This window comes from Bradyrhizobium sp. 45 (assembly GCF_023073155.1).
GTDB classification, from domain to species: Bacteria; Pseudomonadota; Alphaproteobacteria; order Rhizobiales; family Xanthobacteraceae; genus Bradyrhizobium; species Bradyrhizobium canariense_D.
On the sequence record NZ_JADPIX010000122.1, the window covers coordinates 1,115,380 to 1,134,150 of the forward strand.

Sequence of the window (18,771 nt, forward strand, 5' to 3'; positions counted from 1 at the left end):
TCATCGCTCTAGAAGCGCTGCCTGAGCCTCCCGCCGGGACAGCAATGGAGCGCAATGATGAAACGCGTCGCGACCTGGGCCTTCTATGCGGTCGGCGCGCTCGCGATCGCCTATCTCGCGCTCTATGCCTATGCGATGTTCAGCGGCCATCCGATCGTGCCGGGCGACCCCATCCAGATCTTCCGCAGGCCGGATGCGCCGAGCTATTCGTGAGGTTTTCGCGGGCGGGCGCGGCACCTGTTTTTACCCCCGCAAGATCGCCAGCGCCAGCGCCTGTGCGCGCGGCACGATGCTGTCGAGCTCGAGATATTCCTCCGGCGAGTGCGCGAGCCCGCCGACCGGGCCGAGCCCGCAGATGGTCGGTGTCCCGACCGCGGCGGTGAAGCCGGAATCGGCGCAGCCGCCGGAGAACTCGCCCTGGAGCGTGGTGAGGCCGGCCTGCCTTGCGGCGGCCTGATAGTTCTCGAACAGCGCCCTTGAATCGGCGCTCTGTACCACCGGCACGAACTCGCCTTTGACCGTCAGCGTCGCGCTGGTGCCAGGAACGTAGGACGTCGCGATGATGGTCTCGATCGCGGCCATCACCCTCGCGCGGTCCGCCGGATCGACGTAGCGCAGGTCGATCTGTCCTTCGGCGTAAGGCGCCGTCGTGTTGACGGACTGCCCGCCCGAGACGAGGCCGACATTGAGCGTGATGCCCTTGTCGAGATCAGTCAGCGCGTGGATATGGACGATCTTGTGCGCGAGCTCGCCGATCGCGCTGACGCCGGCGGCGAAATTGGCGCCGGAATGCGCGGCTTTGCCGGTGATCGCGACATGCATGAAGATGCCGCCCTTGCGCCCCGTGACGATATTGCCGGTCGGGCGGCCCGGCTCGGAATTGAACACGGCGCGCGCGGCGCGCCCTTCGCGCTCGATCACCGGCCGCGAGGAGGGCGAGCCGATCTCCTCGTCCGAGGTGATCAGCAGCTTGATCGGGTGCGGGTTGCCGCCGAATTTGTGGAACGCGGTTGCGACGAATATGTTCATGACGACGCCGGACTTCATGTCGGCAACACCAGGACCATAGGCGCGCTTGTCTTGAATCGTGAACGGACGCCGCGCGGCCTCGCCCTTGCCGAACACGGTGTCGCGATGTCCCATCAACAGCACCGGCTTCTCGTTGCTGCCGGGCTTTGCGACTTCGGCATGGATGGCATCGCCGAATGTGGCATGGCTTTCGCGCCGGAACGGAATGCCATGCTCGGCGAAATGCCGCTCGAACCGCGCCCCGACCGCATCGACGCCTTCCTTGTCATACGACCCGGAATCGATGTTCACGACATCGCGCAGCAGGTCGATCATCGCCTGCCGCTGCGTCGCCAGCCAGTCCGTGATTTGAGCTTGAGACATGTTGACCCTCGCGTGGTTCTCACGCGGGTTATAGGGCCTAGCGCCGGTGTGACCTAGTCGGAGAACGCGGTGCGGCCATGTCGCCGGTCCACGGAATTGGACGCACCGTGCCTTCCACGTCGTCCCGGCTTTCGCCAGAACGAAGTTGAGCGTGTGGCAACCGGCTAACGCCTCGGCTCCGCCATCGCTTCCACGCCGCGAAGCTGCGTGGCGACGGTCAGCGCGCCGATCTTCCGGCCCATCTCCTTGCCGATCTCGGTCGAGAACCGATAGTGAAAGCCGGCCCAGATACGGGCGTTGGAGACTTCGTCGCTATAGTCCTGGACCCGCGTCCATTTGCGGGTGACGCCTGGTGCCGTGGGGCTGGTCACCGAGAACTCGCCGAAATCTCCAACGATGGTCTGGAGCACGGTCGAAATCGCTGCCGACGTAATGCAGTGAGCACAGGGATATTCCGGATGCATCGGCGTGTCCCCCAGCGGCAGCCAGGATGCGTCGCGAGGCGTCGCTGCGTTCGATGTCAGGTCGGCGTTGCGTATGGCCGTGATCGGCCGCCAGAAATTGTAGTGGTACTTCGCGTCGAAAACGGCGACGAAGGCGTCGTTGCCGGCAATTGAGGTCAGCGCGTACAGCCGGGCGCAGTCGACGAGATCCATGCCCTTGGCCGTTGCCGCCTGCCTCACGATCGGATTGTAGGTGCGGGCACCGACAAAGAACCAAAATCGACCGACCGTGGTTTGCTCGGGCGTCCGGATCACACTTGTTCGGCTGCCGACCTCGCGGATTTCGTTGACGTCCCGGGTCCACAGCTCTGAACCGAGCGCCGGCGGCGGGCCGGGGCGATACTGAGATCCGGACGTCATGACCCAGGGCGTCGTCGCGCCCGCGATCGAGAACAGCGGGACGGTCGTCGGAACGTAGGCACCCGCCGTTGTCAGGGGCCGGTAAGTTTCAAGGGCGGCGCTGCCATCGTTCTCACGAAGCGCGATGATCTGCATCGCGGCCTCCTTGCCGAGGCCGATGCCCGCGATCTTGGACTCGCCGTCGGCGATCGGCACCAGAGAACTCGTCAGCGCCGCATCCAGCTCCGGCTTGAGGTCCGGATAGAGCGACAGCAGCACGTCGTGACCCGCAACTGCGGCCGCAGCTTCCCGCGACGTCGAACGATCCGTGGATAGGGCAAGCTTGTAAGGCGCGTACCGGCGATCGATCGCGTTGACCGCCTCGAACATCGCGACGTGCATCATAGACAAGGCACGGCTGTGGGGCGCTGGAAGGATTTGCTTTTCAGTGGCGATCGCGTCGGCCTTTGCATTCCAATCCATGATCACGTCGGCGCGCGCAAGCGGCGCCGACGCTGCGAGCAGCGTTACAATCAATGAGAGGCGGAAGATGGTCCACGACGAGTTCTTCATGGGATGCCCTTTCGATGTAAAGGACGTTTCGCGAGACCAATGCGGCTCTGCCCGACATCACGTCGCGCGGCTCGAGGACTTTAACCATCTTGTTGTGGTTTGATTGTGAACTGCTTCACGCGGCGGAAGAGTAGCTCCGAATGGGTCGGCGTGGCTTACCGTTCGCACTGAGTAATGGATCCTGACTTTCGCCGGAAGCCACGGATTGTGGTGACTGCTTTGCGTTCTTCTCAAAGAAAAATGCCCGGGACCAGCCCGGGCATTCGTTTCTCTCAGTCAGCGTAGAGCGCCTACGCCCCCACCATCGGCATGCGTGGATATTCACCCGGCGTTCCCGCTGGCGTGATCGGAATGCCGCCGTCGGAATATTCGTTGAGCTTGTTGCGCAGCGTACGGATCGAGATGCCCAGGATATTGGCGGCATGGGTCCGGTTGCCGAGGCAGTGCTTCAGCGTCTCCAGGATCAGGTCACGCTCGACGTCGGCGACGGTGCGGCCAACCAGGGCCCGCGTCACCTGCTCGGCGGCCATGGTGGCATGGGCCACGGCCGGCACGGTTTTGGCGAGGTCGAGGCGGTCGCCGTCGGGCGTGAGGATCGCATCGGCGCCGATCTCGTCGCCCTGCGCCATCAGGACTGACCGGTGCATGGTGTTTTCGAGTTCGCGGACGTTGCCCTGCCAGCGGTTGGTGGACAGCACCCGGCGCGCTTCCGCCGAGATCGGGCGCATCGGCACGCCATTGGCTTCGGCGTATTTCTTCACGAAGTGCTGGGCGAGCTCGAGAATGTCGGCGGGACGCTCGCGCAGCGGCGGGATCTTCAGGTTCACGACGTTGAGCCGGAACAAGAGGTCCTCGCGGAACGTGCCCTCGCGCACCGCGTCCACCAGGTTGCGGTTCGAGGTCGCGATGATGCGGATGTCCACCGGGACGGGCTTGGTGCCGCCGACACGGTCGATCACGCGCTCCTGGATGGCGCGGAGCAGTTTCGATTGCAGGCGGACGTCCATCTCCGAGATTTCGTCGAGCAGCAGCGTGCCGCCGGTTGCCTCCTCGAACTTGCCGATGCGGCGGGCGATCGCGCCGGTGAAGGCACCCTTCTCGTGGCCGAACAGCTCGGACTCCAGCAGATGCTCGGGGATCGCGGCGCAGTTGATCGAGATGAACGGGCGCTTGGCGCGGGCCGAGCGGGTGTGGACGTAGCGAGCCAGCACTTCCTTGCCTGTCCCGGATTCGCCGGTGATCATCACCGAAGCGTCCGAGCCTGCGATCTGCTGGGCGAGCTTGATCACCTTGGCCATCGCCTCGTCGCGATAGACCAGCTCGCGGGAATCGTTGGCGACGGCAGCCAGCACCGCCGCGATCAGTTCCGGGTCCGGCGGCAGCGGGATGTATTCCTTGGCGCCGGCGTGGATCGCGGCGACCGCGGCGCGGGCGTCGTTGGTGATGCCGCAGGCGACGATCGGCGCGTGGATGTGCTCGGCCTCGAGCCGCATCACGAGATCGCGGATGTCGAGGGCGACGTCGACCAGCAGCAGGTCGGCACCCTTGCCGCCGCGCAGCACGCGCATTGCCTGTTCGTTATCCTCGGCGTGGGTCACGGTGGCGCCGTTCGCCATCGCGATCTTGGTGGCGGTGGTGAGCTGGCCCTTCAATGTGCCAACGATGAGAAGCCGCATATCAGTCTCCTGTCCGTCTGGACGCGCTGCCGCGCGTCGTCGCTTTAGGCGCGTTCAGTCTTGATGATTTCGGTCATGGTCACGCCGAGCTTGTCCTCGACCAGGACCACTTCGCCGCGGGCGACCAGCTTGTTGTTGACATAGATGTCGATGGCCTCGCCGACGCGCCGGTCGAGCTCGAGCACGGTCCCGGGTCCGAGCTTCAACAGCTCGCTGACGTCCATCTTGGAGCGGCCGAGCACGGCCGAGACCTGCACCGGAACGTCGAACACGGCCTCGAGGTCGGCGGCGGCGCGCGTCGCGTATTCGTCCTCGTTGTAGCCGACGTCGGTGCCGGTAGGCGGCATCGGGCCGTTGAGATCGGGCAGCGGGACCTGTCCGTCAGTGTCGCTCATGGCTTAACTCCCCCTGCGGGACGCAACATAGCGTCCCACCATTTCGTCGATCTTGGCCGTGATGGCGGCGCGCTCCAGCACGACGCCGCCATCGGCCCATTCGATCCGGCAGTCGCCGGTGGCAATCTCGGGTTCGGCCAGAATCACCAGCCGGCCTTCGAAGCCGTTCTGCCTAGCCAGGCGCTCGATGTTCTCGCGCGCGGAATCGTAGAGCGCGTCGTTGATGCGGACGACGAGATGCGGCGTCGCGACCAGATGCGAGAAGCAGTCCTTGACCAGCGCGACGATCTCGCCGAGCGGCTCGGCGGCGACCAGATCGGCGCACAGCTTGCGCGCCACCGCGACCGCGACGTCGACCGCCTCGGTTTCCATCTTGGATTCGATGTTGCCGATGCCCGAAGCGATGCCGCGGATGGCGATGTTGATCTCTTCCATGGCGAGCGCGACACGGCGGTCGCTCTCGGCCTTGGCCTCGCGCTGGCCGGCGGCGAAGCCGTCCTGATAGGCGCGCGCCTCGGCTTCCGCGACCTTCTGGGCGATCTCGGCCGCGGTGGCGGCCTTCTCGCGCGTCCGGTCGGGCGCTGCAAAGTCGTTGTCGAACAGGAATTTTGCCGGAGCGGCCATCAATACACCAGCTCGTCGTCGGCGCGGTTCTTGGTCAGCATGATCTCGCCCTTGGCGGCGAGATCCTTGGCGAGGTTGACCAGCAGCGCCTGAGCCTCGTCGACGTCGCGCAGGCGGACCGGGCCCATCGCCGCCATGTCGTCCTGGAGCATTTTTGCCGCACGCGAGGACATGTTGCCGAAGAAGAAGTTGCGGACGTCCTCGTTGGCGCTCTTGAGCGCGACGCCGAGCTTGTCCTTGTCGACGTTGCGCATCAGGGTCTGGGCGGAGCCGGAATCCAGCTTCACGAGGTCGTCGAAGGTAAACATCAGCGCCTTGATCCGCTCGGCCGATTCGCGGTTGTCCTCTTCCAGCGAGGTGATGAAGCGCGTTTCGGTCTGGCGGTCGAAATTGTTGAAGATTTCCGCCATCACCTCGTGGGCGTCGCGTCGGCGGGTCTGTGACAAATTGGACATGAATTCGGTGCGCAGCGTCTTCTCCACGCTCTCGATCACCTCCTTCTGCACCGCCTCCATCTTCAGCATGCGGTTGACGACGTCGAGCGCCAGGTCCTCCGGGAAGATGCCGAGCACGCGCGCGGCGTGTTCCGGCTTCAGCTTCGACAGCACCACCGCGATGGTCTGCGGATATTCGTTCTTGAGATAGTTGGCGAGCACCTCTTCCTGCACGTTGGAGAGCTTCTCCCACATGTTGCGGCCGGCGGGGCCGCGGATTTCGTCCATGATGCCGTTGACGCGCTCGGGGGCCAGGTATTGCTGGAGCAGCCGTTCGGTGGCGTCGAAATTGCCCATCAGCGCGCCGGAGGCCGACATCCGCGAGACGAATTCGAGCAGCATGTCCTCCACGGTGTCGACCTCGACAGTGCCGAGCGTCGACATTTCCAGGGAGAGCTGGCGCACCTCGTCGTCGTCGAGCAGCGACCAGATCTTGCCGCCATATTGCTCGCCGAGCGCCAGCATCAGGATCGCGGCGCGCTTCGGCCCCGCCACCGCTTCGGTCTTCGCGCCTCCGCGGCTGCCCGCACGCTGACCGAGCGTGGAGATCACGCTGGTGATGTCGTTGGAATTGGCGTTTTGCAGGGCGGCGGCCATATCAGATCACTTCTCGATTATTTCGTGGGTTCGGTCAGCCATTGGCGGATGATGGCGACGGTCTCGTTGGGATTGCGCTCGGCGAGTTCGCCGACGCGATGGACGGATTGGGCATGGACCTGGCCCTGGACCGTGGCGACGTCGATCGCGCTCGCGGCGCCGCTCGGCAAGAGCGCCTGGCTGGCAGGCGCGGCCTCGTCGCTCGCCGGACCGGTGAGGGCGCCGGAGATGGCGGCTGCGACTTCGTCGGATGCCAGGATGCGCTTGACCAGCGGCCGGACCACCAGGAACAGCACGACCAGGCCGAGCAGCATCATCACGCCGAGCTCGACGAAGTACATGACGTCGTCCTTGGTGAACTGGAGCATGCCGAGTAAGCCGCTCGGCTCGGCGATCGGGGGGGTGGAGGGGGCATCGGCAAAGCGCAGATTGACCACCTCGACCTGATCGCCGCGCTTCTGGTCGAAGCCGATCGCCGAGCGCACCAGCGTGGCGATGCGGTCGAGCTGCTCCTTGGTGCGGTCCTGGTAGGCCAGATCGCCCTTCTCGTTCTTGGAGTAGATGCCGTCGACCAGCACCGCGACCGAGATGCGGTTGACCCGGCCGGCCTCGGTCACCTCGGTCTTGGTGGTGCGGGAGATCTCGTAATTGTTGGTCTCTTCGCTCTTCTTGCTCTGGTCCTTGGCCGCAACGCCGCCGTTCTGCTGGTTGCCCGGCAATTCGTTGTTGACGGTGACCTGGCCGTTGTTGTCGGCGGTCATGCTCTGCTCTTCGCGGGTCTGGCTCGAGCGCAGCACGCGGCCTTCGGGATCGTACTTGTCCGAGGTCTGGGTGACCTTGTTGAAGTCGAAATCGGCGGAGAGCTGGACCCGGGCGCGTCCCGTCCCCACCACGGAGGAGACGATGTCCTCGACCTGCTTGCGCATCCGCTTCTCGAAGGCGGTGCGGCGCTCGTCGCCGATCTGCTGGTCCGGATCGGTCTGGGCGCCGTCGGCGAGCAGCTGCCCGGTCTCGTCGACGATCGAGACCCGCTGCGGCTTCAGCCCGTTCACGGCCGAGGCGACGAGGTGGCGGATGGCGCGGATCTGCTGGGCTTCCAGCGCGCCGCGGACCCGCACCACGATCGAGGCCGACGGCTCCGGCGCCTCGCGCGAGAACAGCGGGCGCTCGGGCAGCACCAGATGGACGCGGGCGGCCTGGATGCGGTCGATGGCGCGGATGGTGCGGGCGAGCTCGCCTTCCAGCGCGCGGAGATGGTTGATGTTCTGGACGAAAGAGGTGGTGCCGAGCGCATCCGACTTGTCGAACACCTCGTAGCCGACGCCGCCGCCCTTGGGCAGGCCGCCCTCGGCGAGCTTCATCCGCAGCCGGGTGACCTTGTCCTTGGGCACCATGATGATGGTGCCCTCGTTGCGCAGCTCGAACTGGATGCCCTGACGCTCCAGGTCCTTGATGATGCCCGAGGAGTCCTCGACGCTGAGGTCGGTGAACAGCGTCGTCATCTGCGGCGTGGTGACGCGCATGATGACGAACGCGAAAAAGCCGACGAGCGCGGCGGTGACCGCGATCATCGCCCCGAACCGGGCGGCTCCGATACCCTTCAGAAAGTCCGCAAGACCTTGCAAGCAACCGCCCCGACAGATTCGGCTGCTTTCACAGGAAAGGCCGACTGGGCAATTATTGCCTAGGTGATGGTTTCGATATGGTTAACGAAGGTTAAGAGCTGCGACAAAAGTCGCGCCAAAACGAAGCATGAAAAAAATCGGCCTCGCAAGACGAGGCCGATTTTCGTCAAAAGCCGCAGATTTCCGGATTGCCTACTGGCGATATTGTTGGATACGGGTGGTGCGAAGTCCCGCCAGACCATGCTGGTCGATCGAAAACTGCCAGGAGAGGAATTCGTCAACCGTCAGCGTGTAACGGCTGCAGGCCTCCTCGAGGGAGAGAAGACCGCCACGAACTGCGGCGACGACCTCGGCCTTGCGGCGGATGACCCAGCGTTTGGTGCCGGGTGCAGGCAGATCCGCAATCGTCAACGGACTACCGTCCGGCCCGATGACGTATTTTACCCTCGGGCGATGGGGTTCTGTCATGGCGTACTCACAAACTCTCAACCACTGAACTCACTCAGGAACCCTACGCGCGCCGGCTTAAAAATCCGCTAAGCCTAAGGCTTCAATACAATTCTCGTTGAAAATGGCTGGAACGCAGCCGACTCGGCCGGCGGGACGGTGCGTCCAGGCGGGCCGAAGGGGGTGTTCGTAAATACTTTACTAACGAACGAGGCCTGCGCGCGGCGCTGCAAGACCCCAATTGTCGTCCTGGCGAAAGCCAGGACCCATTACCCCAGGGAGGAGTCGCTACGACGACTCGGGGTTACGAACCAAAGCGACTTTCGGTGGCAATGGGTCTGGCTTCGCCAGGACGACACCGTTATCCAGGGGCATTCCGCCTTTAATTGCTGGCCGTCGCGATGATGCTCTTGACCTGGCTCAGCGTGTAGCTGGCGCCGTCGATGGTCAGCAGCGGCGGCGACTGGGTCAGGTCGACGGATGACACCGTGCCCTGCACCTGCGCAGCGATGCCGACATTGTTGTTGGCGACATCCTTGCCCGTGGCCGAGATCGTGTACTTGCCGTCGGGCCATTGCGTGCCGTCATTGCCCTGGCCGTTCCAGGTGAACGGAACGTCGGTGCCGGCGCCGGCGGTGTATTTGCCGGTGAACACGGTCTGGCCGCTGGCATTGGCGATGGTGATGTCGACCGTGGCGTCGCTCGGCACGTTGAGATGCCAGGTCGCCGACGAATTCGTCATGGTCCCGGTGGTGCCGTCGACCAGGGCGGTCTTGCCGACGAAGCCCAGCGCCTGGGTCGCCTGCGTGGTCTGCTGCAGGGTGACGAGCTGGGACAGCGAGTCGTTGGTCTTGAGCTGCTGCTCGACCCCGGCGAACTGCACCAGCTGCTGGGTGAACTGGTTGGTGTCGAGCGGATCGAGCGGGTTCTGGTTCTGCAGCTGCGTCGTCAGCAGCGTCAGGAAGGTCTGGAAGTTGCCGGCGAGCGTCGCGCCGGTGGTCGAGCCCAGGCTTGGGTTCGACGAGGATTTCGGCAGGTCGGTCGTGCCCGAGACGACGGACGGGGCGGTGGCGGCATTCGTGGTGGTCATGATCGAATACTCCTCACACTCTGATGTCGACGCCGCTGCTCGATCCGAGCATGCGGCCGTAGCTGCGCCCGACCGGGGCCGCGGGAACTGCGTCCTCGTCGCTGACGATCAGCCGGCGGGCATTGCCGCCATTGTCGTTGTTCTGGCCGGAGTTCTGGCCCGATGAATTCTGGTCGCGCAGACTGAAGGACAGCCCGTTGCTGCCGGTCTTCAGGCCGGCATCGTCGAGCGCGCGCTGCAATTGCGGCGCGTCCTGCCGCAGCATCTGCAGCGTCTCCGGCTTCTCGACGGTGAGATGCGAGGTGACCTGTCCGTTGCGGTCGACATTGATGCGGACGTCGATGCGGCCGAGGTCGAGCGGATCGAGGCTGATGTCGAACCGGGTCTTGCCCGCGCGTGCGGCGGCGGCAATTTCGATCGGCACGCCTGTGATCGGAATGGCCGTATTGGTGGCTGCGGTCGCCGTGAGCGTCGCGGTCGATGCGGTCGCGGCCGAAGTCGTATTGGTCAGCGACGCCTGCACGGCCGAGGCCGCCTGCGCGCCGGTGTCGGTGGTGGAGACAGCGGCCTGCGTGCCCGCATGGGCATGCGGTGCTGCCGTCGCCGGTGCCGCATCGGCGGTGCGGTCGGAAGTCCCAGCCTTGGCGTCGGTCGCGTTCGCGTCGATCGGCGGCTTGTCGGCGTGCGGATGCGCCGCGTTGGCGGACGCTGCCGTCGCCGAGGTCTGCGCGGCGTTGGCCTTGCCGGTGTCCTGGCCGATATTGGAGACGTCGCTGGCGCCTTGCGCAGTGACTGCGGCCTTGAACGAGGTTTTTGGCGTGCCCTGGTCGACGGCGGCGATCAGGCCGCCATTGGTCTTGGCATCGGCCGCGGTCGAATCGGTGGTCCCGGTCGCGGCATCGGCCAGCACCGCCGAGGTGTCGGCATCGACCTTGGCGCTTGCGGTCTTGGCGCTCTTGTCGCCCGGCGTCGCGGTATCGGTCTTGGTGCCGGCGATCTGCGCTGCGATGGATGCGCTGGCGGCGATGCCGGCGGCGGCAATCGTCAGCGGCGAGGCGGCGGCGCCGGCGACTTGGTTTGCAGCCGCGTTGGAATCGACCGGCACGGCGACCACGAGTGCATTCGGATCGGGTACGGCGGCCTGCGTCGCGTCGACTTGCGCGGCGGCGGCGGTATCGACGGCGGCGAGGCCATCGATGCCGCCGGCCTTGTCCGCATTGGTCTCGTCGGACTTGTCCGCAGATTTGTCGGCCGATTTGGCGTCGGACGCCTCCGGCTTGTCCTTGGACTTGCTATCAGCCTTGGCCGCATCAGCCGTCGAGTCGTTCTTGGCGTCGCTCTTGGCGTCGTTCTTGATGTCGTTTTTGGCGGGCGCGGAATTGTCGGCGTCGTCGCTGGCCTTGCTCTGCGAGGACTGGTCGGTCGCCGAGCGATCGCGCGGGCTCTTGTCCGAGGCGGAGGACGATGAATCGGGTCGGCGCGGGGAGTCCTGCACGGAGGACGCCGCGCTATCGCTGATCGCCTGGGTGTTGCTGTCCACCAGCGAGCCAAAGGAGTCGTTGGACGTGTCTTTCGGCGCTTGCGACCGGGCAAGCTTTTGCTGCGCGCTTGGGACTTGCACGCTTGCCACGACATCTGACGTACGACCGACCACAGGCAACCCCTTGGAAACATCTTCGCCATGAGAGGTAGCAAGGAGCGGGCCACCTCTGCGAAAAGCATTTTACGCAGTTAAATCAATGGCTTGATAACTTGACCTCGCCGCTGCGGGGCCTCCGAAGCCCCGCCATTTCTGCCTCCCCGGCAAGAATTGCCGTAAACCTTGGGGGGTCCGTGATTGCTTCACCGGAAGGCCGCCTATATTAAAGAGACAGCTCTCAACCGCTTTCGACCGGGCAGGCCGCGCCCTTCGGGAACTCTCGGTTCCCGGGGATTGCCTTTGTCCCGCCGGAAGCACCCAGCGGATCGCCCAACACCGCCGTCCACAACGCTTTAAGGCCCATGCTCAACAGTCTGGATCTCGAAGGCCGTCCTGAGGATACCAGGGTCGTCGTTGCCATGTCAGGCGGCGTCGATTCATCAACGACGGCTGCGCTTTTGAAGGCGGAAGGCTACGACGTTGTCGGCATCACGCTGCAGCTCTACGACCATGGCGCGGCGACCCATCGCAAGGGCGCCTGCTGCGCCGGCCAGGACATTCATGACGCCCGCGACGTCGCGGCCAAGCTCGGCATTCCCCATTACGTGCTCGACTACGAGGACCGCTTTCGCGAATCCGTCATCGACAATTTCGCCGACAGCTACGCGCTCGGCGAGACGCCGGTGCCGTGCATCGAGTGCAACCGCTCGGTCAAGTTCCGCGACCTCTTGAAGACCGCGCGCGAACTCGGCGCCACCGCGCTCGCCACCGGTCATTACGTCGCCTCGCGCCGCCGCGCCGACGGCTCGCGCGCGCTGGTGTGTGCCGCCGACGCCGATCGCGACCAGAGCTACTTCCTGTTCGCGACCACGCAGGAGCAGCTCGATTATCTGCGCTTTCCGCTCGGCGACATGACCAAGCCCGAGACGCGCGAGCTGGCGCGGCGCTTCGGTCTTGCCGTCGCCGACAAGCACGACAGCCAGGACATCTGCTTCGTGCCGACCGGGCGCTACACCGACATCATCACCCGCCTGCGGCCGAACGCGATGGACCCCGGCGACATCGTCGATCTCGACGGCCGCGTGCTCGGCCGGCACAACGGCATCGCCAATTTCACCATCGGCCAGCGCCGCGGCCTCGGCATCGCAGCCGCCGCGCCGCTGTTCGTGGTGCGGCTGGAGGCCGCCAACCGCCGCGTCGTCGTCGGCCCGCGCGAGGCGCTGAAGATGCACCGCATCGTGTTGCGCGACGTCAACTGGATCGGCGATGGCGACATCGACCGCGCCATCGGCAATGGCCTCGAAATGTTCGTGCGCGTGCGCTCGACCCGCGCGCCCCAGCCGGCGTGGCTGCGCGGCGCGAACGGCCATTACGAGGTCGAGCTCGTCGCCGGCGAAGAGGGCGTTTCGCCGGGACAGGCCTGCGTGTTCTACGACGCACCTGGCGGCCAGGCCCGCGTGCTCGGCGGCGGCTTCATTCAAAGCGCCGCCGCGAAGGCCGCAAGCAGCACGACGAGGCCGCTCGCAGAAGCGGTCCGCGGCTAAGCGCATGATCCGGAAAAGTGTGCAGCGGTTTTCCGAACAGATCATGCGCAAAATAAGAATCTAGGCAGGGCAGGGGGCATGGCAGCAGACATCTCGCGGGCCGGGGTCGAGAAGGCCTATGGCCGCTGGGCGCCGGTCTATGATCTCGTGTTCGGCAAGGTGTTCGACGCCGGCCGGCAGTCGACCATCGCCGAGGCCGATCGCATCGGCGGCCGCATCCTCGACGTCGGCGTCGGCACCGGGCTGTCGCTCTCCGACTATGCGCGCACCACGAAGATTTGCGGGGTCGACATCTCCGAGCCGATGCTGCGCAAGGCGCAATCGCGCGTGCGCGCGATGCGCTTGAGCAATGTCGAAGTACTCTCGGTGATGGACGCGAAGAACCTCGCCTTCCCCGAAAACTTCTTCGACGCGGTGGTCGCACAATACGTCATCACCGCGGTGCCCGATCCCGAAGGCACGCTCGACGAGTTCATGCGCGTCTTGAAGCCCGGCGGCGAGCTGATCCTGGTCAACCACATCGGGGCCGAAAAAGGTTTGCGCAAACTCTCCGAGCTCGCGTTTGCGCCGCTCGCCCGCCGCCTCGGCTGGCGCCCGGAATTTCCATGGCAGCGCCTGGTCGACTGGGCCGCAAAACACGGCGGCGTTACGCTGGCCGAGCGCCGCCCGATGCCGCCGATGGGCCACTTTTCGCTGATCCGCTACCTCAAATCGTGATCGGGGGTGCGGAACACGCGGGCTGACCCGCGCGTTTCCCTCCCATGCGCACGACATCAAACATCATTCTGGCCAGCCTCCTGATCGCCGCCTCCGGCAGCGCGATCGCGCAGGCTCCGCCCGCCCCGGCAACGCCGCCGCAAGCGACCGCGCCGCCATCCCCGCAGCATGCGACCAATTGCACGCCGCAGGACCGCCCGAACCGCTCGGCCGACGGCACCACCACCGGCCAGTCCCGGGAACCGCTCGGCGACAAATTGGCAAAATCGGACGGCGTGCTCTGCCCGCCCTCCGGCGTCGATCCCGAGATGCACGCCCCGGCGCCCAGCACGAACGGCGCCATGCCCGTCATCCCGCCCCCCGGCAGCCCCGGCGGCGACCCGACGGTGCGGCCGAAATAGCTCGTCGCGCCGAAGCCTTGGCGTAGGCGGAGCCTGTTCCGCATCCCAATCTCGTCGTCATGCCCGGGCTCGTCCCGGGCATCCACGTTCTTGTGGCCGGCCGGGATGGCCGGGACCAGCCCGGCCATGACGGATTCAGCGCCAAAAGGCCCAAATCCCCCGCCGACATGTCCCGCCGAAGCTTTAGCGAAGGCGGAAGCCTTGGCGAAGGTGGAAGCTTTGCCAAACTCGGATTGACAGCCCGCCGCCCCCTTCCTTATATGCCGCGCGTTCGCGAGGTCGGCTTGTTTCGGCCCTCGCGACCCTGTGGCGGGGTAGCTCAGCTGGTTAGAGCACGGGAATCATAATCCTGGGGTCGGGGGTTCGAGTCCCTCTCCCGCTACCAAAAAATCAGGCACTTCCTGCTAACCTGCGATCCTCGGACTCTCTTGGTACCACATTAGTCCCACCAATTCGCAAGCTGGCGAGCATGAAGCTACGCGCTGCGGAGGGGAAGACGGCGGGGTACATTTAGCGGTTTAGCGCCCGGAGTCGAAGCGTGGCCGCTTCTCAGCGGGCAGAACCCTACGGCTGAGCCGTGCTGCAGCCGACGCGATTGTGCCAGAGCCGCGGAACACGGGGACAAACCTCAGCTCTGCCGATTGCGAATCCCTGCTGCGTGCTAACCGCTCGGAACGAGAAGACGGGCCAAAGGATTCGTCCGGGCAGGAGCAAGCTCGATGCTGATGACGAAGGAAAGACGGCCGGCGATCCGAACGCTGCGCGGCTGGGCGCTCAGCGTGCTGCAGGAGGCGGGCGCCATCCACGAATGCGAGGAGCACGGCTGGGCGAAGGACCGGGCCGACCCGCATGCACGCGAGCACGCATTGGATATAGCCAGGCAGGAGCCACCCGAGGGCTTATCTCCGGATCAGGCCGTCGGGCAAGTGCGCGAGGTTTTGCATTCGATCGGCGATACGTGCCCGGAGTGCCCGCCACGTCCCGATTAAGTCCCCTGCGCTGTCGCGCCGCTCGAATGGCGTGCGAGCCTCAAACGCCTTTGGCAAACTTGGACGACGTAAGGGATATCAGCGGACTATTGCCAAAAGGCCCTTCAAGCGAGCAAGTCTAGTGCGTTCTCGATCGCTGCGCCGGCTGCGGTGTTGTCGAAGATGCACCAGGTCTCACTAGATGACGACGCAGCACCGAGCCGCAGCTTCAGCGATCGCAGGAACGCCCCGTCGTACGCGGAGTAGTAAATGCGCGGCGCTCCATGCAATCGAAAATAGCGCAGACTAGGCCACCCGCCCGGCAGGTCGGCATCGGGCCCCCGCGCCGGATCCGCGGCGACACGGGCAATCCGACGTTCCCCGAGCCAGGCGCCGACCTCGGGCGTAAACCAGCTGACGTGACGCGGCTCGCACGCGAGAGCGGCTGAGGTCTTTTCCTGCAGCGCGCGGAACAGGAACTCCGCATCGGACTCAACGAACATTTTGCGAGGCGCAAACTGAACGAGCAAAACCCCGAGCTTCGCACCAAGTCCGGCGCTCTCTTCGATGAACCGATCGAGTTCACCCTGCGCAAGCTGTGACGAGTGAGTAACAGACTTCGGCACCTTTACCGAAAAGCGGAAATCATCTGGCGTCGCGTTCGCCCATTTCTCATAGGTCGAACGCCGGTGCGGCTTATGAAATGATGAGTTGATCTCGGTGGCGTTCAACACCCGCGCGTAGCGTTCAAGCTGGCTACCTACCCCGCCAACTCTTTCCTTGCAGACTCGCGGAACATTCCATCCCGCTGTGCCGAGCCGCAGCTCAGCCTTGACATGCGCGGCCTCTTCCATGTCAGTCCGAAACTGCCATCGGGTATCACCGGATGTTTCACAATCTCACGCCGACTTCCGCCGCGTCCCTGCTGTCGGCTTCTTCGCCGCCGCTTCCTTAGCCAGCTTCTTACCGGCGATCGGCATCAGCATCTCCTTCTGAGCCGCGGCAGCCTTCTTCGTCTTCTTGGCAGGCTTTTTCGGAGCCTCGGTCTTTGCTGCCGCCCCGCCGACGCTCTTGCGTAGCGCGTCCATCAGATCGACGACGTTCTCGCCTTTCGGCCGATCCTTCGGCACGATCGGCTTGCCGGTGCGCTTCTGGTTGATGAGCTCGATCAGCGCGCTTTCATAATGGTCCTCGAACTTCTCCGGCTCGAATGATCCCGCCTTCTGGTTCACGATGTGCCTGGCCAGATCGAGCATGTCCTTCGTCACTTTGACGTCCTGGATCTCGTCGAAGTATTCCTGCTCGCTACGAACCTCGTAGGGATACCGCAGCAAGGTGCCGACCAGACCCTTGTCCATCGGCTCGAGCGCAATGATGTGCTCTCGGTTGGTGAGCACCACGCGCCCGATCGCAACCTTGTTCATCTCGCGGATGGTCTCGCGGATGACCGCGAAGGCGTCGTGGCCGACTTTTCCGTCCGGACGGATGTAGTAGGGGCGAATTAGGTAGCGCGGATCGATCTCGGCCTTGTCTACGAACTCATCGATCTCGATGGTCCGCGTGGATTCCAGCGCGATCTCCTCAAGCTCCTCCTTGGTCACCTCGATGAACTGGTCCTTCTCGAGCTGGTAGCCCTTAACGATGTCCTCGTTGGGCACCTCGTCGCCGGTGTCGGCGTCGACTTTCAGGTACTTGATCCGATGACCGGTCTGACGGTTGAGCTGGTTGAAGGAGATCTTCTCGCTCTCCGACGTAGCTGGGTAGAGCGCCACGGGACAGGTGACCAACGAGAGACGCAAAAAGCCTTTCCAGTTCGCGCGGGGGGCCATGGTACGCAAAACTCCATAAGGGGACTTGGACTCAAGACGAACGGCGCGACACAGTTCCGACACCGCCCGCAGGTGTCCACCGCAAATTGATGCCAGATCCCGGTCAAGCGCCCGGAATAGATGGCGGGCAGTCTTAACCCAACGAACAAAATAAGAACGTGTATCGGTGACGCAATCCCTGGCACTCCGCGGTGATTAGACCTCTGTGGAAAACGGCCAATCCCTTGCTCTAGGGAAGCGGCAACCCAGCCCGTCGGGCAACACACCCTTCTCCCGTCAATCCCTCTCCGCAAAAATATTCCACTTTACCGAAATTCGGAAACGGCGTATGTGTCGCTCATCCCGGCTCATCCTTGAGGGGCGATCTCGTTGTCGTCTTGATTGCGAGCCGGGCTTGCGATGGACGCGGCAGCGTCGGTACGAGATGGTGCGGGCAGGGCGGGTAGACCCTGTGAGCCCGCAACCGCGTGCGGACGAGCGGCGCTGCTAGGCTTCGTCTCGCCTGTAAGTTTTCGGCTTCGTCGACAGGGCTGGAAAAACTGCGGCGAAATGGCGGGCCGTGCGTACGGCAAAACCGTGTGGTCCTGGCCGTCGTTGCTACGGTCAAGCTTTCGCGGAGGTGTGTGCGAGCCCAACCGGGCAGACAGCATCATCCAAATTCGCGAGGCGAGGGAGGCCAAAGAGAACTCGGCTCCCGGGAGAGCACGGCATAAGCCGTCCAACCGTCGCGCAGGGAAGGCCGAGTGATTGGCTACACCTGTATGCTGCTGTGCGGTTTTCCTGCGTGTGCTTTTCGCGCAGCGGACCGCGGGTGCCAGCCGGCACCCGGCCTTCCCTGCGCCCTCTTGGATATGAGGGCGGAGTGACGAAGCAAAGCTCGGGCGAAACGCGCCGCGAGAACGAGAAATCATGTCCGCTGTTTGAATGCCTGGTCGCGTCATGTGCCGCGACGTCTCGGTGGCAGGCGCTCAGGATGAATTGCCGAAGCGGTGTTCTGGAAGTCCCTGTGCGATGCCATCGATGGCCAGAACATGACCCGCCTGGGGTTCGCGGCCCAGTTGCTCGCGATCAAGAAACTTTCTCGCCGTCGTCACGAACAGGGTCTTCAGATCGGCTCCGCCGAAGCATACGCAGGTCGGATTGGTCGCCGGCACCCGAATGACGGTATCGATCCGGCCGTCCGGCCGATAACGCACCACCCGGCCGCCGGAGAAGAATGCGGTCCACAGTCCGCCCGCAATGTCGATGCACGCGCCGTCGGGCCTCTCGCCGGAGGCGCTGTAATCCGCGAACAACCGTCTGTTGCTAATCACGCCGTTATCGAGATCGAAGTCGAATTGCCAGGTGCGGTATCGCCTCGTATCCGTGAAATAGAGCGTGCGATTGTCGGGTGAGAACGCAATTCCGTTCGTCACGATGACGTCGCCGAACATGCGCACCGTCCGGCCGTCCGCCTCCACCCGATACAGCGCTCCGTTCGGCCGATGCAGCTGGTTGTCCATGGTGCCGATCCATAGCCGGCCCCGCGCGTCGACGCGCCCGTCGTTCAGGCGATTGTCGGGGCCGCTTTCGACCTCGCAGAGCTGACCTGGAGGATCGTCATCGGACGCGCGGCGATAAAGCCCCAGATCCTGCGCGAGCAGGTGGGAGCCATCTGCCGTCAAGGCCTGACTGCCGAGGAAGTTGCACGCGTACGGAACAACCTGATGCGCGCCGGTCGCCGGATCGAAGGATTGATGCAGCCGCCGGTCGATGTCGACCCACCACAGCTTGCGGGAGCGGTCGCACCACAATGGCGTCTCGCCGAGGATGTCGCCTGCGGCGACCGCGGTCTCGACCCGATATGCGGGAATCATGTCAGGAGTCATCCCGAAATCCGATTGCAGCGACGAGCGCTGTCTCCGAACGACGTCAGGCC

Annotated in this window: 18 protein-coding genes and 1 tRNA gene; 6 read left to right on the forward strand and 13 right to left on the reverse strand. The window is 64.6% G+C overall.

The genetic code is table 11. From position 1 onward, the window contains the following. Positions 1 to 57: 57 nt before the first annotated feature. A complete protein-coding gene (locus IVB42_RS25785) occupies positions 58 to 213 on the forward strand; it encodes a hypothetical protein (protein ID WP_007596165.1) in 156 nt (51 codons plus the stop codon). A 30-nt stretch (positions 214 to 243) separates the two neighbouring features. Here the strand turns inward: IVB42_RS25785 and IVB42_RS25790 are convergent, their stop codons facing one another. The 10 genes from IVB42_RS25790 to IVB42_RS25835 form a co-directional block, all read right to left on the reverse strand. Then, on the reverse strand, positions 244 to 1,392 hold the full coding sequence (locus IVB42_RS25790; protein ID WP_085349193.1) for a M20 family metallopeptidase: 1,149 nt from the start codon (positions 1,390 to 1,392) through the stop codon (positions 244 to 246). Positions 1,393 to 1,556: 164 nt separating this feature from the next. Then, on the reverse strand, positions 1,557 to 2,807 hold the full coding sequence (locus IVB42_RS25795) for a vanadium-dependent haloperoxidase (RefSeq protein ID WP_247395349.1): 1,251 nt from the start codon (positions 2,805 to 2,807) through the stop codon (positions 1,557 to 1,559). A 290-nt stretch (positions 2,808 to 3,097) separates the two neighbouring features. After that, positions 3,098 to 4,483, reverse strand: coding sequence for a sigma-54 dependent transcriptional regulator (locus IVB42_RS25800; RefSeq protein WP_026232617.1), 1,386 nt, complete (start codon positions 4,481 to 4,483; stop codon positions 3,098 to 3,100). 44 nt (positions 4,484 to 4,527) lie between these two features. Continuing rightward, positions 4,528 to 4,878 carry a flagellar motor switch protein FliN gene (fliN, locus tag IVB42_RS25805; protein WP_007596160.1) on the reverse strand — a complete coding sequence of 117 codons (351 nt, stop codon included), beginning with the start codon at positions 4,876 to 4,878 and terminating at the stop codon, positions 4,528 to 4,530. Positions 4,879 to 4,881: 3 nt separating this feature from the next. Continuing rightward, entirely contained in the window at positions 4,882 to 5,502 is a 621-nt protein-coding gene (locus IVB42_RS25810) for a FliH/SctL family protein (protein WP_018453885.1), read from the reverse strand. Further along, positions 5,502 to 6,593, reverse strand: a complete 1,092-nt coding sequence (fliG, locus tag IVB42_RS25815) for a flagellar motor switch protein FliG (RefSeq protein WP_018453886.1) — start codon at positions 6,591 to 6,593, stop codon at positions 5,502 to 5,504. The genes IVB42_RS25810 and fliG overlap by 1 nt, the downstream gene beginning before the upstream one ends. 17 nt (positions 6,594 to 6,610) lie before the next feature. After that, a complete protein-coding gene (gene fliF, locus IVB42_RS25820) occupies positions 6,611 to 8,218 on the reverse strand; it encodes a flagellar basal-body MS-ring/collar protein FliF (protein WP_085349194.1) in 1,608 nt (535 codons plus the stop codon). Between the two features lie 192 nt (positions 8,219 to 8,410). Beyond that, positions 8,411 to 8,686: a DUF1153 domain-containing protein gene (locus IVB42_RS25825; protein ID WP_002714638.1), complete on the reverse strand. Its 276-nt coding sequence runs from the start codon at positions 8,684 to 8,686 to the stop codon at positions 8,411 to 8,413. A gap of 361 nt (positions 8,687 to 9,047) precedes the next feature. Beyond that, positions 9,048 to 9,755 carry a flagellar hook capping FlgD N-terminal domain-containing protein gene (locus IVB42_RS25830; RefSeq protein ID WP_018453889.1) on the reverse strand — a complete coding sequence of 236 codons (708 nt, stop codon included), beginning with the start codon at positions 9,753 to 9,755 and terminating at the stop codon, positions 9,048 to 9,050. A gap of 13 nt (positions 9,756 to 9,768) precedes the next feature. Then, positions 9,769 to 11,409, reverse strand: a complete 1,641-nt coding sequence (locus IVB42_RS25835) for a flagellar hook-length control protein FliK (RefSeq protein WP_247294083.1) — start codon at positions 11,407 to 11,409, stop codon at positions 9,769 to 9,771. A 347-nt stretch (positions 11,410 to 11,756) separates the two neighbouring features. Here IVB42_RS25835 and mnmA point away from each other — a divergent pair, with 347 nt between their 5' ends. From mnmA to IVB42_RS25860, 5 genes are all read left to right on the forward strand, one after another. Then, positions 11,757 to 12,938: a tRNA 2-thiouridine(34) synthase MnmA gene (gene mnmA, locus IVB42_RS25840; RefSeq protein WP_027570436.1), complete on the forward strand. Its 1,182-nt coding sequence runs from the start codon at positions 11,757 to 11,759 to the stop codon at positions 12,936 to 12,938. A gap of 78 nt (positions 12,939 to 13,016) precedes the next feature. Next, on the forward strand, positions 13,017 to 13,655 hold the full coding sequence (locus tag IVB42_RS25845; protein ID WP_018453892.1) for a class I SAM-dependent methyltransferase: 639 nt from the start codon (positions 13,017 to 13,019) through the stop codon (positions 13,653 to 13,655). Positions 13,656 to 13,699: 44 nt separating this feature from the next. Continuing rightward, positions 13,700 to 14,056 carry a hypothetical protein gene (locus IVB42_RS25850; protein WP_063994841.1) on the forward strand — a complete coding sequence of 119 codons (357 nt, stop codon included), beginning with the start codon at positions 13,700 to 13,702 and terminating at the stop codon, positions 14,054 to 14,056. A gap of 308 nt (positions 14,057 to 14,364) precedes the next feature. Continuing rightward, positions 14,365 to 14,441 (forward strand) — tRNA-Met (locus IVB42_RS25855). 334 nt (positions 14,442 to 14,775) lie between these two features. Further along, the gene (locus IVB42_RS25860; RefSeq protein WP_018453910.1) at positions 14,776 to 15,045 is read left to right on the forward strand and encodes a hypothetical protein; all 270 of its coding nucleotides are present in this window, start codon (positions 14,776 to 14,778) and stop codon (positions 15,043 to 15,045) included. 104 nt (positions 15,046 to 15,149) lie between these two features. On the opposite strand, the gene IVB42_RS25865 is transcribed toward IVB42_RS25860, so the two are convergent. The 3 genes from IVB42_RS25865 to IVB42_RS25875 form a co-directional block, all read right to left on the reverse strand. Further along, positions 15,150 to 15,878: a DUF72 domain-containing protein gene (locus tag IVB42_RS25865; RefSeq protein WP_085393961.1), complete on the reverse strand. Its 729-nt coding sequence runs from the start codon at positions 15,876 to 15,878 to the stop codon at positions 15,150 to 15,152. A gap of 45 nt (positions 15,879 to 15,923) precedes the next feature. Then, positions 15,924 to 16,853: a Ku protein gene (locus IVB42_RS25870; protein ID WP_018453912.1), complete on the reverse strand. Its 930-nt coding sequence runs from the start codon at positions 16,851 to 16,853 to the stop codon at positions 15,924 to 15,926. A gap of 968 nt (positions 16,854 to 17,821) precedes the next feature. Further along, a complete protein-coding gene (locus tag IVB42_RS25875) occupies positions 17,822 to 18,721 on the reverse strand; it encodes an SMP-30/gluconolactonase/LRE family protein (protein WP_085393960.1) in 900 nt (299 codons plus the stop codon). Positions 18,722 to 18,771 lie beyond the last annotated feature (50 nt).

Coding starts and splice junctions, on each gene's coding strand:
- IVB42_RS25785 (WP_007596165.1), top strand. CDS start 58: ATGAAACGCGTCGCGACCTGGGCCTTCTATGCGGTCGGCGCGCTCGCG.
- IVB42_RS25790 (WP_085349193.1), bottom strand. CDS start 1,392: ATGTCTCAAGCTCAAATCACGGACTGGCTGGCGACGCAGCGGCAGGCG.
- IVB42_RS25795 (WP_247395349.1), bottom strand. CDS start 2,807: ATGAAGAACTCGTCGTGGACCATCTTCCGCCTCTCATTGATTGTAACG.
- IVB42_RS25800 (WP_026232617.1), bottom strand. CDS start 4,483: ATGCGGCTTCTCATCGTTGGCACATTGAAGGGCCAGCTCACCACCGCC.
- fliN (WP_007596160.1), bottom strand. CDS start 4,878: ATGAGCGACACTGACGGACAGGTCCCGCTGCCCGATCTCAACGGCCCG.
- IVB42_RS25810 (WP_018453885.1), bottom strand. CDS start 5,502: ATGGCCGCTCCGGCAAAATTCCTGTTCGACAACGACTTTGCAGCGCCC.
- fliG (WP_018453886.1), bottom strand. CDS start 6,593: ATGGCCGCCGCCCTGCAAAACGCCAATTCCAACGACATCACCAGCGTG.
- IVB42_RS25825 (WP_002714638.1), bottom strand. CDS start 8,686: ATGACAGAACCCCATCGCCCGAGGGTAAAATACGTCATCGGGCCGGAC.
- IVB42_RS25830 (WP_018453889.1), bottom strand. CDS start 9,755: ATGACCACCACGAATGCCGCCACCGCCCCGTCCGTCGTCTCGGGCACG.
- mnmA (WP_027570436.1), top strand. CDS start 11,757: ATGCTCAACAGTCTGGATCTCGAAGGCCGTCCTGAGGATACCAGGGTC.
- IVB42_RS25845 (WP_018453892.1), top strand. CDS start 13,017: ATGGCAGCAGACATCTCGCGGGCCGGGGTCGAGAAGGCCTATGGCCGC.
- IVB42_RS25850 (WP_063994841.1), top strand. CDS start 13,700: ATGCGCACGACATCAAACATCATTCTGGCCAGCCTCCTGATCGCCGCC.
- IVB42_RS25860 (WP_018453910.1), top strand. CDS start 14,776: ATGCTGATGACGAAGGAAAGACGGCCGGCGATCCGAACGCTGCGCGGC.
- IVB42_RS25865 (WP_085393961.1), bottom strand. CDS start 15,878: ATGGAAGAGGCCGCGCATGTCAAGGCTGAGCTGCGGCTCGGCACAGCG.
- IVB42_RS25870 (WP_018453912.1), bottom strand. CDS start 16,853: ATGGCCCCCCGCGCGAACTGGAAAGGCTTTTTGCGTCTCTCGTTGGTC.
- IVB42_RS25875 (WP_085393960.1), bottom strand. CDS start 18,721: ATGACTCCTGACATGATTCCCGCATATCGGGTCGAGACCGCGGTCGCC.